The organism is Pseudomonas sp. 2957, from assembly GCF_031456345.1.
GTDB lineage: Bacteria > Pseudomonadota > Gammaproteobacteria > Pseudomonadales > Pseudomonadaceae > Aquipseudomonas > Aquipseudomonas siliginis.
In genome coordinates, this window is record NZ_JAVDUL010000001.1 from 747,847 (window position 1) to 763,170 (window position 15,324).

The following is a 15,324-nucleotide window of genomic DNA, read 5'->3' on the forward strand; positions in this document are numbered from 1 at the left end:
CTTTTGCTCTTGCTCTTGCTCTTGCTCTTGCTCTTGCTCTTGCTCTTGCTTTTGCTGTTCTGTGGGAGCGAGCCTGCTCGCGAAGGCGTCTGCAAGGTCACCTTCTACAACGGCAAATACCGACTCAGCAGTGCCCGCAACGCTGCCGGCTTCACCGGTTTGGCCAGGTAATCCAGGCCCGCAGCATGCACTTGCGCTACGGTCTCCGGGCGTCCATCCGCGCTGATGACCACGCCGGGTACCGGCTCGCCCAGGCGCGTGCGCAACCACGCCATCAGCTCTGTGCCGGTATCGCCGTGGTCGAGGTGATAGTCGACCAGCGCCAGTTGCGGCCGCACACCTTCATTCAATATCGCTGCGCATTCTTCGCGATTGCGCGCCGTCCATACCTGGCACCCCCAGCGGCTCAGCAGGCTGTTCATGCCGATCAGGATGCTGTCTTCGTTATCGATGCACAGCACCTGCGCGCCGCTGAGCATTTTGCTGTTTGGCTCGACCGTGGCGCTCGCCGCAGGCGTTTGCGTGCGCGCCAGCGGTACCGTCACGCTGAATACACTGCCGCGCCCCGGCCAGGAGCGAACGCGCAGGGTGTGCCCGAGCACGCGGCACAAGCCGTCGGCGATCGCCAGACCCAGGCCCAGACCTTTTTCGGCGCGGGTCTGGTGGCTGTCGAGGCGTTTGAATTCTTCGAAAATCACTTGTTGTTTGTCTTCCGGAATCCCCGGGCCGCGATCCCAGACTTCCAGACATAACTCGCCACTGCGCCGACGCACGCCCAGCAGCACCGGGCCTTTGGCATAGCGGAAAGCGTTGGTGAGGAAGTTTTGCAGGATTCGCCGCAACAGTTTGATGTCGCTGTCGATGCGCAATTGACTGCCGCGCACCCGGAACGTGAGCTTTTGCTCTTGGGCCAGCGCCTTGAACTCCGCGCCTAGGGTGTCGAACAGTTCATTGACGACGAACGCTTTGCGGTCCGGGTTGATCTTGCCGTTTTCCAGGCGCGAGATGTCCAGCAGATCGCTGATCAGGTCTTCCGCCGAGCGCAGCGAGCTGTCGAGGTGTTGCACCAACTGCTGCGCCTCTGCGCTCAAGCCTTCGTTCTGGTGAGAGAGGGCGGCGGAGAACAGCCGTGCGGCGTTCAGCGGTTGCATCAAGTCATGGCTGACAGCGGCGAGGAAACGGGTTTTCGACTGGTTGGCCGCCTCGGCATTGCCCTTGGCTTCGGTGAGCGCGACGTTGAGTTGCGACAGTTCCTGGGTGCGCTCGCTGACCCGTTGTTCCAGCCCTTCGTTGGCCTCGGTCAGCGCCTGTTCGGCTTCGCGGAACGCGGTAATGTCGGTGAAGCTCATGACAAATCCGCCGCCGGGCATCGGGTTGCCGATCAGCTCGATCACCCGGCCATTGGGAAACAGCCGTTCGGAAGTGTGCGCGCGGCCCTGACGCATCCAGTGCAAGCGTCGCGCGACGTGCACTTCCGCTTCGCCGGGGCCGCACAAACCGCGTTCGGCGTTGTAGCGAATGATGTCGGCAATCGGCCGGCCGACGCTGATCAGGCCGTCGGGGTAGTTGAACAGCTCCAGATAACGCCGGTTCCACGCCACCAGTTTCAGCGACTGGTCGACCACGCTGATGCCCTGGGTGATGTTCTCGATCGCGCCTTGCAGCAGGGCGCGGTTGAACTGCAGCACTTCCGAGGCTTCGTCAGCGATTCGGACTACGTCCTCCAACTGCATTTCCCGACCTTCGATGGCGGCCTTTACTACGGCGCGCGTCGAAGAAGCGCCAAGGACACCGGCGAGCAAGCGTTCGGTGTGGGCAATCCATTCGCTGTCGGCGTTCTGGTTGGGGTTGAAACCCTTGCCCTGACGGTAGGCGAAGCGAATGAAGCTCTGCCGCGCACGTTCTTCGCCGACGAAACGCGCCGCCAGTTGCAGCAGATCGTCGATCTGCACCGCCAGCATCGAACGGGCATTAGGCCGCGCGCTGATTTCCTGACCGATGAAGCGCCCGGCTTGCCAGTGCTCGGAAACGCGCGTGCGCGACAGCACCGAGACCCAGGCGAACAGGGTGAAATTACCCGCCAGCGACAGCACCACGCCTTGGGTCAACGGGGTGATCGGCAGGTTCAGCGGATTGCTGTGCAGCCACGCCAAGCCGGGGAAGCTCGCCAGTGACCAGCCGAGACTGTGCGCGGCAATCGGCAGCACCAGCGTGTAAAACCACAGAAACGTCCCGGTAGCGAGCCCGGCGAACACGCCCCGGCGGTTGGCCTGTTTCCAGTACAGCGCGCCAAGCATGGCCGGCGCCAGTTGCGTCACCGCCGCGAAGGCGATCTGGCCGATGGTCGCCAGGCTCGCGGTCGAGCCGAGCAAGCGATAACTGACGTAGGCCAGCAGCAGAATCACCACGATGCTCACGCGGCGCACCGAGAGCATCCACTGGCGGAACACCTCGAACGGGCGCTCGGCGTTGTTGCGCCGCAACAGCCACGGCAGCAGCATGTCGTTGGAGACCATGGTCGACAGTGCGACGCTGGCGACAATCACCATGCCGGTCGCTGCCGATGCGCCACCGATAAACGCCAGCATCGCCAGCGCCGGATGGGCCTGGGCCAGCGGCAGGCTGATCACGAACGAGTCGGGCAGCACGTGGCTGGGCAGCATCATCTGACCGGCAAGGGCGATCGGTACTACAAACAATGCGGCCAAAGCCAGATAGGCGGGGAACACCCATTTCGCCAGTCGCAGATCCTGCGGGTCGATGTTCTCCACCACGGTCACGTGAAATTGCCGGGGCAGGCAGATGATCGCCATCATCGCCACGCCGGTCTGCACCACCATCGATGGCCAGTTGATGGTTTCCTTCCAGTACGCCTCAAGGCGCGGGGCGAGCATCGCCTGATTGAACAGGTCGTCGAAACCGTCATACAGCCCGTACGTGACGAAGGCGCCGACGGCGAGGAAGGCGAACAGCTTGACCAGCGATTCGAACGCGATCGCCAGCACCATGCCACGGTGGTGTTCGGTGGCGTCGAGGTTGCGCGTGCCGAAAACGATGGTGAACAACGCCAGCACCAGCGACACGATCAGCGCCGTGTCTTGAGCGCGGGTGCCCATGGCATCGGCGCCGGCGCCGATCAGCAGGTTCACGCCAAGGACAATGCCTTTGAGTTGCAGGGCAATATAGGGCAACACGCCGACCAGACAGATCAGCGCCACAACCACCGCCAGCGATTGTGATTTGCCGTAGCGCGCGGCGATGAAGTCGGCGATGGAGGTGATGTTCTCCTGTTTGCTGATCATCACCATTTTCTGCAGGACCCACGGCGCGCCGACCAGCAGCAGGATCGGCCCGAGGTAGATCGGCAGGAATGACCACAGTTGTTCCGCCGCCTGACCGACCGCGCCGAAGAACGTCCAACTGGTGCAGTAAACCGCCAGCGACAGGCTGTATACCCAAGCGCGCACCCGTGGCGGCAACGGCGTGCTGCGACGGTCGCCGTAGAAGGCGATGGCGAACATGATGGCCATGTAGGCCAGGGCAACGACGGCGATCAGCCCGGTGGACAACGACATGCAGCACTCCCGACAAAAGACTCCCCGGCACTCCTGCCCGGGCGGACAGTCTCGCACGCGCGCGACGGTTAGTCAGTGTCGACCAAGGTCGTGGCGTGGCGGGGTGTCGCAGGCGGGGTACCGAGTAGTTTTTGTGGTGACCGGGCGGGCCTCTTCGCGAGCAGGCTCGCTCCCACGTTCTGGAATGCATTCCCTTGTGGGAGCGAGCCTGCTCGCGAAGGCGTCAGTCCTGCCGCAATGCAATATCGATCAACCGATGCAACTCATCCACCTCCAGCGCCGTGGCCGAAAACAGAATCCGGAACACAACCGGCGCCACCATCAGATTGATCAAGCGATCGACACTCGGCGCCTTTTCATGCGGATAGCGATCGACAATGGTCTGCAACTGCGCACCAATGATCGCCACGCAATAGCCCGGCGTGGCGCTGGCCTGCACGTCGCGCATCATGTTGCGCCCGACCTCCGAGCTCATCTCGTCGAGATATTGCTCGGCCCAGGCGCGGATATCGCCGCGCAGGCTGCCAGTGTTCGCCGGCTCGCTGTCCGGGCGCATGCGGGCGAGGGCGACGTCCGCCAGCAGCGCCGCAAGATCACCCCAGCGGCGGTAGATCGTCGACGGCGTAACCCCCGCGCGGGCGGCAATCTGCGGGACGGTCACGGTGGAGCGTTCCTGCTCTTGCAGCAGCGCATTGACCGCCGAATGAATCGACTCCTGCACCCGGGCACTGCGGCCACCGGGGCGTAAACCTTCTTTAATAGCCATGCGGCAGACCTTAACACAAAGAATTTGCTTTAAGCGCTGGGCGGTAGCACACTGCGCAAAAGCAAAAAATTAGCTTTTGCGGAGTATGCCCATGACCAGCCCCTTGAATAGTGTCGCTTCCCACCGGTCCAGCTTGTGGTTTCTGGCGATCACCTTACTCAGTTTTCTCGCCGCTTCCACCGCGCCGACGCCGTTGTATCACTTGTATCAGGATCAGCTGCATTTCTCGGCAGCGATGTTGACGCTGATCTTCGCCGTTTACGCTTTCAGTCTGTTGGCGGCGTTGCTGACGGTTGGTTCGCTTTCCGACCATCTCGGACGCAAACCGGTGATCTTCAGTGCCGTGCTGCTCAATGCGCTGGCGATGCTGCTGTTCATTTATGCCGACAGTGTCGCTTGGTTGATCGGCGCGAGGGTACTGCAGGGTTTCGCCACCGGCATGGCCACCGCCGTTTTGAGCGCAACATTGCTCGATACCGACCGTCAGCAGGGGCCGCTGATCAACAGTGTCGCGCCGTTACTCGGGATGGCTTTGGGCGGTTTGGGCTGTGGCTTGCTGGCAGAATTCGCACCGGCGCCGTTGCAGCTGACCTATTGGTTGCTGTTGGCGTTGTTCGTGTTGCAGGGCGTTTATGTCTGGCGCCTGCCGGAAAGTGTCTCGCGGCAAGGTGGGGCGCTGGCGTCTTTGCGACCGACTTTGCACGTGCCGGTGCAAGCGCGTTCAACGTTGTGGCGAGTGCTGCCGCTGAACACCGCAACCTGGGCGCTCGGAGGTTTTTATGCCTCGCTGGCACCGTCGTTGGTGCGCACGGCCACTGGCTCTTCCTCCAATCTGATCGGTGGCGCTACGGTCGCGGCGCTCACCGTGACCGGTGCGTTGATGATTTTCATGATGCGCAATCGTCCAGCCGCTCAGGCGCTGCGGCTGGGTGCGAGCTTGCTGCCGATCGGGCTGGTCCTGATCCTCCTCGGCGTGCATGGCGCCAGTCTGTCGCTGTTTTTCTTTGGCACCCTGGTCGCCGGTTGCGGCTTCGGTTCGGGTTTCCTCGGTGCGGTACGCAGTCTGGTGTCGCTGGCTTTGCCGCATGAACGAGCCGGGTGGATGTCGGCTTATTACGTGCTCAGTTATCTGGCGTTCTGTCTGCCGGCGCTGCTGGCCGGGCATCTCGCTCGCAGTTTCGGGTTGCTGGCGACCACTGATGGTTACGGCGTTGTATTGATCGTGCTGGCCGTGGCTGCGCTGCTGCTCAGTCTGCGTCCGCAGACAGGCAGAGTTTGCAGCGCTCCTTGAGCGCGTGTAGATACTTATCTGCAAAACAGATAACAGTTAGAGATATTACCCGTTATATCGATATTCGATTCGGATCTACCATGGACTCCACCTCACCAGAGGACAGGAGTTCATGATGATTTGCCCTAACAGTGTCACCCCCGGCTACAAACCTTTCAGTCAGCTTCAACATCCTCGTGAAGTGATTCGCCAATTCACGCCGAACTGGTTCGCCGCGACCATGGGCACCGGTGTGTTGGCATTGGCGCTGGCCCAGTTGCCGCTGGCCATTCCCGGATTGCGCGCTGTGGCCGAAGGGCTTTGGTTGTTCAACATTCTCTTGTTCAGCCTGTTTACCGCTGCCTACGCCGCGCGCTGGATTCTGTTCTTTGACGAGGCGCGGCGGATTTTCGGTCATTCCACTGTGTCGATGTTCTTCGGCACCATTCCCATGGGCCTGGCGACGATCATCAACGGCTTTCTGTTGTTCGGGCTGCCGCGCTGGGGCGACGGTGTCATTCAGCTCGTTGAAGTGTTGTGGTGGATCGATGTAGCGATGTCGCTGGCCTGCGGTGTGTTGATTCCGTACATGATGTTTACCCGTCAGGAACACAGCATCGATCAGATGACTGCGGTCTGGTTGCTGCCGGTGGTGGCGGCGGAAGTAGCAGCGGCCAGCGGCGGTTTGCTCGCCCCGCATCTGACCGACGCACATGGGCAACTCGTCGTACTGACCACCAGCTATGTGCTCTGGGCTTTCTCCCTGCCGGTGGCGTTCAGCATTCTGACCATCCTGTTGTTGCGTATGGCTCTGCACAAGCTACCTCACGAAAACATGGCCGCGTCGAGTTGGCTGGCCCTCGGTCCGATCGGCACCGGTGCGCTGGGCATGTTGCTGTTGGGCGGTGAGGCGCCAGCGATTTTTGCCGCGAATGGCCTGGCTGGCGTCGGTGAAATCGCCTCAGGATTAGGGCTGGTGGCAGGGATCACCCTGTGGGGTTTTGGTCTGTGGTGGATGTTGATGGCGCTGCTGATCACCGTGCGTTATCTGCGTGACGGCATTCCGTTCAACCTCGGCTGGTGGGGCTTCACCTTCCCATTGGGCGTGTATTCGCTGGCGACGCTGAAACTGGCAAGTATCCTCAACCTGACATTTTTCAGTGTGTTCGGTACGGCGCTGGTGATTTTGTTGGCGGCAATGTGGCTGATCGTCGGCAAGCGCACCGTGCAGGGCGCGTGGCGTGGCGAGCTGTTTGTCTCGCCGTGTATTGCAGGTTTGAAGAAATAATCCGAAAAGTTTAGGTAAGGTGTGGCCTGGATCGTGGTGCGGGATTCCAATAACAAGCACCCAGGCCTCACTACCTAACATCAGGAAACACGGAAGATGAGTCACCCCTCACAGTTCAACCTGTTGCGCACCCGGCGCTTTTTGCCCTTCTTTATTACCCAGTCGCTCGGCGCTTTTAACGACAACGTGTTCAAGCAGTCGTTGATCCTCGCCATCCTCTATCGGTTGACCATCGAGGGCGATCGCTCGATCTGGGTCAACCTCTGCGCGCTGCTGTTTATCCTGCCGTTTTTCCTGTTCTCGGCGCTGGCCGGGCAGTTCGGGGAAAAATTCGCCAAGGACGCGCTGATCCGTCTGATCAAGCTCGCGGAAATCGCCATCATGGCCGTAGGATCGATCGGCTTTCTCTTTGATCATCTGTCGTTGATGCTGGTGGCGCTGTTCGCCATGGGCACGCATTCGGCGCTGTTCGGCCCGGTGAAGTATTCGATCCTGCCGCAGGCCTTGCGCGACGATGAACTGGTCGGCGGCAACGGTCTGGTGGAAATGGGCACGTTTCTGGCAATTCTCGCCGGCACCATCGGCGCCGGGATCATGATGTCGACCGAGCACTACGCGCCGGTAGTCTCCGCCGCGATCGTCGGCATTGCCGTGCTGGGTTATCTGGCCAGCCGCAGTATTCCGCGCGCGGCGGCCTCGTCGCCGGAAATGCGCCTGAACTGGAACATCTTCAGCCAGTCCTGGGCGACGCTGAAACTCGGCTTGGGCCAGACGCCAGCGGTGTCACGCTCGATTGTCGGCAACTCGTGGTTCTGGTTCGTCGGGGCGATTTACCTGACGCAGATCCCGGCCTACGCCAAGGAATGGATGCACGGTGACGAAACCGTGGTCACGCTGATCCTGACCGTGTTCTCGGTGGGCATCGCGCTGGGTTCGATGCTCTGCGAGAAGCTCTCCGGGCGCAAAGTCGAGATCGGACTGGTGCCGTTTGGCTCGTTTGGCCTGACCGTGTTCGGCCTGTTGCTGTGGTGGCATTCCGGTGGGATCCCGGACAGCGTCACCGGCCATAGCTGGATTGCCGTGCTGGGCTTCGTGCACACCTGGGCGGTGTTGATCGACATCCTTGGCCTCGGCATTTTCGGTGGCTTCTATATTGTCCCGCTGTACGCGCTGATCCAGTCGCGTACGGCTGAAAACGAACGGGCGCGGGTGATTGCCGCCAACAACATTCTCAACGCGTTGTTCATGGTGGTGTCGGCGATTGTTTCGATCGTTTTGCTGAGCGTCGCCAAGCTGTCGATCCCGCAACTGTTCCTGGTGGTGTCGCTGCTGAACATCGGCGTCAACGCCTACATCTTCAAGATCGTTCCGGAATTCAGCATGCGCTTCATGATCTGGCTGCTCAGCCATTCCATGTACCGCGTCGAACATCGCAACCTTGAAGCGATCCCGGACGAGGGCGCGGCGCTGCTGGTGTGCAACCACGTGTCGTTCGTTGACGCCTTGCTCATCGGCGGTGCCGTGCGTAGGCCGATTCGCTTTGTCATGTACTACAAGATCTACAACCTGCCGGTGCTGAACTTCATCTTTCGCACGGCGGGCGCGATTCCTATCGCCGGACGCCAGGAAGATATCCAGATCTACGAGAAAGCCTTCACGCGTATCGCTCAGTATCTGAAGGACGGCGAACTGGTGTGCATTTTCCCGGAAGGCAAATTGACCGCCGATGGCGAGATCAACGAGTTTCGCGGCGGCGTGACGCGGATTCTCGAAGAGACCCCGGTGCCGGTGATTCCGCTGGCGCTGCAAGGATTGTGGGGGAGTTTCTTCAGTCGCGATCCGAATAAGGGTTTGTTCCATCGCTTGTGGTCGCGGGTGACGCTGGTGGCGGGGCCGGCGATTACCGAAGGGACCGAGCCGGCGAAGTTGCAGGTGTTGGTGGGGGAGTTGCGCGGATCCGTCAGATAGTTGTTGACTGGACGGCCCTCATCGCTGGCAAGCCAGCTCCCACAGGTTCGATGGTGTACACCAATCTTGTGGGAGCTGGCTTGCCAGCGATGGGGCCGGTGGCTTAAGCGCTGACCTTGAGCCCGATCAAACCGGTGACGATCAACGCCACACTGGCCAGCCGAATCAATGCCATCGACTCACCGAACAGAATGATCCCGGCGATCACCGTACCCACCGCACCGACACCGGTCCAGATCGCATAGGCCGTACCCAACGGTAATTCCTTCATCGCCAGGCCCAGCAAACCAAGGCTGATGGCCATGGCGGCAACGGTGAGGGCGGTGGGAAGCGGGCGGGTGAAGCCGTCGGTGTATTTCAGGCCGACGGCCCAGCCGACTTCGAACAGGCCGGCGCAAAACAGAATGATCCAGGACATGCAGGACCTCCATCGATTGACGGGGTCGTCCCCAGATTAATGACTCGAGCGAGCCGCAGGGTCGTCCCCGCGTTGCGCAATATACTGACGAGCATTAACCCGGGGATCAAGTTTTCAGCCTCAATCGGCAGCCCGTTGTGCGAGGTTGTCGCGATCTTCTTTTTCGCTCATGCGCCGGAAGTACGTCGACAGCAGCGCCCCGGAGATATTGTGCCAGACGCTGAACAGCGCGCTCGGCACCGCCGCCAGTGGCGAGAAGTGCGCACTGGCCAATGCCGCGCCCAGTCCCGAATTCTGCATGCCGACCTCCAGTGCCAGCGACTTGCGCTGAGCCAGAGGCAAGCCGAACAGGCGTCCGGTGAAGTAGCCGAGCAGATAACCGAAGCTGTTGTGCAGCATCACCACGGCCATGATCAACAGGCCGGACTCGGCGATTTTCGCCTGACTGGCCGCCACCACGGCGGTGACGATAATCACGATGCTGACCACCGATACCAGCGGCAACACATCCACCGCATGCCGCACCTTGTCGCCGAGCAGACGCTGCGCGACCACGCCGAGAACGATCGGCAACAGCACCACTTGCAGGATCGACCAGAACAGCTCCATGAACGATACCGGCAGCCACGCCGAGGCCAGCAGCCAGATCAGCGCCGGGGTCAACAGTGGGGCGAGGAGGGTAGTGACCGCGGCAATCGCCACTGAAAGCGCCAGATCACCGCGTGCCAGCCAGGTCATCACGTTCGAAGAGGTGCCGCTCGGGCAGCAACCGACCAGAATCACCCCGACGGCGATTTCCGGCGGCAGGTGGAACACCTGGCAGAGCAACCACGCCACACCGGGCATGATCACGAAATGTGCAACCACGCCCAGCGCCACCCGCCACGGATGGCGAGCGACGGCAGCGAAGTCGTCGAGCTTTAGGGTCAGGCCCATGCCGAACATCACCAGACCCAGCAGCGGTACGATCGCGCTTTTCAGGCCGATGAACCACGCCGGTTGCAGGAAGGCCACGACGGCGAATATCAGAACCCAGTAAGCGAAGGTATTGCCGACAAAGCGGCTGAGTGCAGCCAGTGCGCGCATGGCTTGATCCTTATTATTGGTTACACCACAAAACATTGTGGGAGCGAGCCTGCTCGCGAAAGCGGTGAGCCAGATACATTAATGTTGCTGGCGCACCGCATTCGCGAGCAGGCTCGCTCCCACAGGTTAGATGCTCGTCAGAGTCAGATCCCCTGCGGCATCTCTTCCCCACCCAACGCTTCAACCAGCGCCGGCAGGAAGTCGCCGAAGGTCAGCATCATCAGGGTGAAGCTGGCATCCAGTTGGCCCAGGGCTTCATCACCACCGTCCTGTTCCGCCTGATCCTGCAGCAGATCCTCGAATTTCAGGCGCTTGACGGTCATCTTGTCGTCGAGCATGAACGACAGTTTGTCCTGCCAGGCCAGCGACAGCTGAGTGACGACTTTGCCGGTGCTCAGGTGCAGCTGGATTTCTTCGCTGGTCAGGTCCTGACGCTTGCAACGGACAATGCCGCCGTCTTCGTGGGTGTCGCGCAGTTCGCACTCGTCCAGTACATAGAAATCGTCGGCGGCTTTCTGTGTGGTGACCCACTCGGTCATCACCGCAGTCGGTGCCATTTTCACGGTCAGCGGACGCACGGGCAGGGTGCCGATCACTTCGCGCAGCGTCGACAGCAGGTCTTCGGCGCGTTTCGGGCTGGCCGAGTTGACCAGGATCAGGCCCTGTTTCGGCGCGATCGCGGCGAAGGTCGACGAGCGACGAATGAACGCGCGCGGCAGAAACGCCTGGATAATTTCATCCTTGATCTGGTCGCGTTCCTTCTTATAGACCTTGCGCATCTGCTCGGCTTCGATCTCTTCGACCTTTTCCTTGACCGCGTCACGCACAACGCTGCCCGGCAGGATACGTTCTTCTTTACGCGCAGAGATCAGCAGGAAATCGCCGCTGACGTGTACCAGCGGCGCATCTTCGCCCTTGCCGAACGGTGCAACGAAACCGTAAGTGGTCAGCTCCTGGCTTGCACACGGCCGCGCCAGTTTGGTCGCCAGTGCAGTTTCCAGCGCCTCGGCATCGACAGGCAGGTCTTGGGTCAGGCGATAGATCAGCAGGTTCTTGAACCACATGGGGCGAGTCACTCCTTTATACAAAGGGGGGCATTATTGTCTTCGCCGGGGCGTAGGCCAACCCTTCTCTAAGCCTTTGGAAGGCCTCGGAAAATTATTTAAAAAAGTGCTTGCCAGAGGTTGGGGTGCTCCGTAGAATGCGCGCCACACCGAAGCGAAGGGTGATTAGCTCAGCTGGGAGAGCGTCTGCCTTACAAGCAGAATGTCGGCGGTTCGATCCCGTCATCACCCACCATTCGTTTCAAGTGTTTAGCGCAGCGGTAGTTCAGTCGGTTAGAATACCGGCCTGTCACGCCGGGGGTCGCGGGTTCGAGTCCCGTCCGCTGCGCCATATTCGGTAACCTGGACCACTGAACGCCAGGTCACCACGGAAAAACCCGCTGAGGCGGGTTTTTTTCTGTCTCAAGGTTGTACCCGCGGGATGTATCGTTTCACCGGTTTTCAGATTTTTTTGAAAAATATTCAATTAAATCAACACTTTACGAAAACTTGTGGCATAATGCGCCCCGTAACGAAGCGAAGGGTGATTAGCTCAGCTGGGAGAGCGTCTGCCTTACAAGCAGAATGTCGGCGGTTCGATCCCGTCATCACCCACCATTCGTTTCAAGCGTTTCGCGCAGCGGTAGTTCAGTCGGTTAGAATACCGGCCTGTCACGCCGGGGGTCGCGGGTTCGAGTCCCGTCCGCTGCGCCATATTCGGTATCTGGAACTGAACGCCAGACACCACAAAAAGCCCGCCTTGTGCGGGCTTTTTGCTGTCTGCGATTTATGAAATCGCCGCGCTACTGCGCCGCATTGCGGGCATGCCGATAATCGCTCACCGCCTCGTACACTGCCTTGCGCAAGCGATTGATCCCGCCAATCGGCCGATGCGCGTCGATGCCGAACCACGGGTTGAACGACAGGTTGTCGCATTGCAGATTCAGCGCCGGCGTATCGAAGTCCTGCGCGGGCAGGGTGATCCGCGCCACCGTTGCAAACGGCGCATCCTGCTCACGCCACTCAATGCTGGTGTTTTCGATCGGCATGTACTTGTTCGCGTCCTGGCGCTGGATCTGCAGGGCAAAACACGCCGGCACCCGATCCGTGGATAACTGTTGATTCAGTGCACTGCGCAGAAAATTCGGCAAGTCGTGATTCTGTTTGGGCAAGGTATACGCCGGGCAACGCTCCGGATCCGGCACGACGCGGAATTTCGCATTGGCCTCACCGAACTTGTAGGGTGATACCGAGAAATATGTAGTCTCGGTCGGACTGTCCGGCGGCGCTGACAGGGTTGCCAACGCGATGAATAGATGACGGACCTGCCAGGTGCGCGGATCCCACGTCGGAAAAAACGCCATGACCTTCTTGCCGTCAGCCTGCGCCGCTACATTCTGACGATACTCGGCGACATCGCTGACAAAGAAATTCGGATGGCTGAACATCACGAAATCCTGTTCATGCTGGTCCTGGCGGTTGCCGAGCAGTTGCTTGCCAGGAACCTCGAACAGCTTGATTGCCATCCCGCGCGCGTCGCGAATGCTGTCGAATTGCGGATAGGCATTGCCGTTGGACAACCGGATCAGCGCCTGCCAGGTCTTGCCCGGCTCGCTGAACACCCCCTGCCGCAGCGATTGCTCCAGTTCCGGTAACACTTGCACTTGCGCCTTCACGCAGCCATGCGCTTTGGCGTGGGCATCGCGCAGATAACGCGTGGGTTCGCGGTGCTGGTCGACGATGCGCACTGCGGTTTGAATGATGTCCTGAGTCATCGCCGCTTCGCCTGGTGGAATCTGTTCCTGCGCCGACACCGGCCCACGATGCTGCCAAGCGAACCACGCGGCGGCGATGGCCCAGCCGAGCAGGCCGATGATCAGCAGGATCAGCAGCGTCTTGCCAAGCAAACGCCCCAACCAGAGCCAGAAGCGCGCCAGTGGCGGCAGTTCTTTTTTGAATGTCGGCATGATCATGGCAACTGCGCCTCCAGTGGTCCGCCCAGTACTTTCAGATATTCGAGCAGCGCCCAGCGCTCCTCGGGTTGCAGGAGGCGGCCGATCACCCCGTTGCCGCGCGCGCCGGCGCGGAATTCGTGGCCGCTGTTGTGGTTGCCGCTGATGCGCGTGTCGAACAGAAAACCGTTGGTGAAAGGTTCGGTGCGATAGCCGAGGTGGCGCGGGTCGTATTCGAGCGTGCCTTTATAGAAGGTGGTGGCGCGCTCATCCTGCGGTGACAGCAACTGATAGATGCTTGGCACCGAACCGTTGTGCAGAAACGGCGCAGTCGCCCATACGCCGGCCAGCGGCCGGGCCTTGTAAGCGACTTTCTCGCGCACGCCGATCGGCAGGCCGAAACCATCCATGCGCGGTTTTTCTTCCGGCGTGATCTGCGCGTCGCGATAGGCACGGTTTTCCACGAACGCGGTGACGTAAGCCAGGCCCTTGGCCACCGACAATTGGCTCAGATCAAGCGGCGCTTTAGGTTCGGGGTGCAGTCTGACGTCCATTTTTTCCAACTCTTTGACATCCCATTGCAGCGCGCTCAGGTCGAAACGATGGCTGGCAACGTTGTTGGCCGCATTCGGATCGGTACCGATCACCTCCACGGGAATCATGTGCAAGTGCTGCACCCAACGTTCGCCTTCCTGCGATTGGCGCGGGACATGGCAGCCGGCGCAGTTTTCCGCGAACAGCGCGCGGCCTTTGGCGGCCAGCGGCTTGTCGATCGCACCGAACAGATCTTCCGGCCAGGTCGGCGGCTTCAACTGCTGCAAGGTTTCTTCGATGGCGTGCAGATCGCGCACGCGCACGCTGGAGGGGTAGCGCTCAGCACCTTGCAGCGGCTGGCCGTTGCCGTCGAAGAAATTCAATGTGGCTCCGACGCCGAGCGCTTCGCCGATATTGCGCGCCATCGGCTGCTGGGCCGAGCCATTCCACTGCACCCAGTCGAACGTCCACATGTCCCACAGCTGCGGATAATCCACCGGGGCATCGGCTACGCGGTAGTTGGCAGGGGAAATCGCATCGCCAAACGTCGCGTTGGCAATCCGGCCGAACGCATCGGTGCGCCCCGGGCCTTCCTCGGTCGGGTACAGGCCGCGATGGGTGTCGTTCCACGCCACTTTGATGAAGGTGTTCAGCGAGGTCTTGAACTCGCTGCGCAATTGTTCGCGGCGCGCTTCGTAATCATCTCCGAGCACCTGGCGGGCGAAGCGCTCGAACTTCCACGGGTTGTAGTAAGTCGAGGCGAGACTGGCGACCAGGGCCTGTCCGAAACTGCCACCGCGCAACGTAGGAACGCTGGAAGGCAGCACGTGCTGTGCGCTGCCGCCATCGATACGTACGGCCTGGCCTTTGACGCGCAACTCGCCGGTGTGGCAAGCGGCGCAGGTGATGTCCAGATAATGCTCCGAGGCGTTGCCGGGATTCTGGTGCCGGGCAAAACCGACGGGAAGGTTGCCGGGGTTGTTCGCGCTCGCTTTCTGCTGCGGGTCGACCAGGAAGCCGAAACGGGCGAGATATTCAGGGGAGGCGAAGCGCTGCTCGGAGAAGGGCAATTCCAATGCCTGAAACCACTCGTAACGCAGGCCTTTGACTTGCGTACCTTGGGGCGTGAAGTAGTAGGTCTGCCGTTGCTCTTCGCTCCATTGATCCAGGTAACGTACCTGTTGCGGCGGGGTGTAGAAGGGCAATTTCGGGCTGGCGACGTAATAGACGATCACCGCGAGGGCGATTATCGCCAGCACGATCACCAGAGTGAGAACGCGGAATAGAAGGCGCAAGTTAAACATCCTTGTCGAATTGTTGCGCTGTTATGCCTGAGCCATGACTGCTGGGCAAGTGGCCATTACGCCAGACGCTGAGGCAAGCTCCGATGACGCTTGTCGTCCGTGGATGACAGAAGCTTCATC

At 60.6% G+C, this 15,324-nt stretch carries 10 protein-coding genes and 4 tRNA genes; 7 read left to right on the forward strand and 7 right to left on the reverse strand.

From position 1 onward, the window contains the following. Positions 1-104: 104 nt before the first annotated feature. On the reverse strand, positions 105-3,575 hold the full coding sequence (locus tag J2Y39_RS03460; RefSeq protein ID WP_310215119.1) for a NahK/ErcS family hybrid sensor histidine kinase/response regulator: 3,471 nt from the start codon (positions 3,573-3,575) through the stop codon (positions 105-107). 223 nt (positions 3,576-3,798) lie between these two features. After that, a complete protein-coding gene (locus J2Y39_RS03465) occupies positions 3,799-4,341 on the reverse strand; it encodes a TetR/AcrR family transcriptional regulator (protein WP_252887532.1) in 543 nt (180 codons plus the stop codon). A gap of 103 nt (positions 4,342-4,444) precedes the next feature. Here J2Y39_RS03465 and J2Y39_RS03470 point away from each other — a divergent pair, with 103 nt between their 5' ends. The 3 genes from J2Y39_RS03470 to J2Y39_RS03480 all read left to right on the forward strand — a co-directional run bounded on the left by J2Y39_RS03470 (position 4,445) and on the right by J2Y39_RS03480 (position 8,867). Beyond that, positions 4,445-5,632, forward strand: coding sequence for an MFS transporter (locus tag J2Y39_RS03470; protein ID WP_310215792.1), 1,188 nt, complete (start codon positions 4,445-4,447; stop codon positions 5,630-5,632). A gap of 115 nt (positions 5,633-5,747) precedes the next feature. After that, complete coding sequence (locus tag J2Y39_RS03475) at positions 5,748-6,899, forward strand: TDT family transporter (protein ID WP_310215125.1); 1,152 nt, start codon at positions 5,748-5,750, stop codon at positions 6,897-6,899. 96 nt (positions 6,900-6,995) lie between these two features. After that, positions 6,996-8,867, forward strand: a complete 1,872-nt coding sequence (locus tag J2Y39_RS03480; RefSeq protein ID WP_130900883.1) for an MFS transporter — start codon at positions 6,996-6,998, stop codon at positions 8,865-8,867. A 103-nt stretch (positions 8,868-8,970) separates the two neighbouring features. On the opposite strand, the gene sugE is transcribed toward J2Y39_RS03480, so the two are convergent. The 3 genes from sugE to rdgC all read right to left on the reverse strand — a co-directional run bounded on the left by sugE (position 8,971) and on the right by rdgC (position 11,435). After that, complete coding sequence (sugE, locus tag J2Y39_RS03485) at positions 8,971-9,285, reverse strand: quaternary ammonium compound efflux SMR transporter SugE (protein ID WP_041479526.1); 315 nt, start codon at positions 9,283-9,285, stop codon at positions 8,971-8,973. A 120-nt stretch (positions 9,286-9,405) separates the two neighbouring features. Further along, the gene (locus J2Y39_RS03490) at positions 9,406-10,371 is read right to left on the reverse strand and encodes a bile acid:sodium symporter family protein (RefSeq protein ID WP_041479525.1); all 966 of its coding nucleotides are present in this window, start codon (positions 10,369-10,371) and stop codon (positions 9,406-9,408) included. A gap of 143 nt (positions 10,372-10,514) precedes the next feature. Further along, the gene (gene rdgC / locus J2Y39_RS03495; protein ID WP_024012190.1) at positions 10,515-11,435 is read right to left on the reverse strand and encodes a recombination-associated protein RdgC; all 921 of its coding nucleotides are present in this window, start codon (positions 11,433-11,435) and stop codon (positions 10,515-10,517) included. 159 nt (positions 11,436-11,594) lie between these two features. Between rdgC and J2Y39_RS03500 the strand changes: the two genes are divergently transcribed. From J2Y39_RS03500 to J2Y39_RS03515, 4 genes are all read left to right on the forward strand, one after another. After that, positions 11,595-11,670 (forward strand) — tRNA-Val (locus J2Y39_RS03500). A gap of 19 nt (positions 11,671-11,689) precedes the next feature. Further along, positions 11,690-11,766: transfer RNA gene (locus J2Y39_RS03505), tRNA-Asp, on the forward strand. A gap of 190 nt (positions 11,767-11,956) precedes the next feature. Then, positions 11,957-12,032, forward strand: a tRNA-Val gene (locus J2Y39_RS03510). Between the two features lie 19 nt (positions 12,033-12,051). After that, positions 12,052-12,128: transfer RNA gene (locus J2Y39_RS03515), tRNA-Asp, on the forward strand. An 89-nt stretch (positions 12,129-12,217) separates the two neighbouring features. Here J2Y39_RS03515 and J2Y39_RS03520 read toward each other — a convergent pair. After that, on the reverse strand, positions 12,218-13,387 hold the full coding sequence (locus tag J2Y39_RS03520; RefSeq protein WP_310215128.1) for a catalase family protein: 1,170 nt from the start codon (positions 13,385-13,387) through the stop codon (positions 12,218-12,220). Beyond that, positions 13,384-15,195 carry a di-heme-cytochrome C peroxidase gene (locus tag J2Y39_RS03525; RefSeq protein ID WP_310215130.1) on the reverse strand — a complete coding sequence of 604 codons (1,812 nt, stop codon included), beginning with the start codon at positions 15,193-15,195 and terminating at the stop codon, positions 13,384-13,386. Before J2Y39_RS03525 ends, J2Y39_RS03520 begins: the two co-directional genes overlap by 4 nt. Positions 15,196-15,324: the final 129 nt, after the last annotated feature.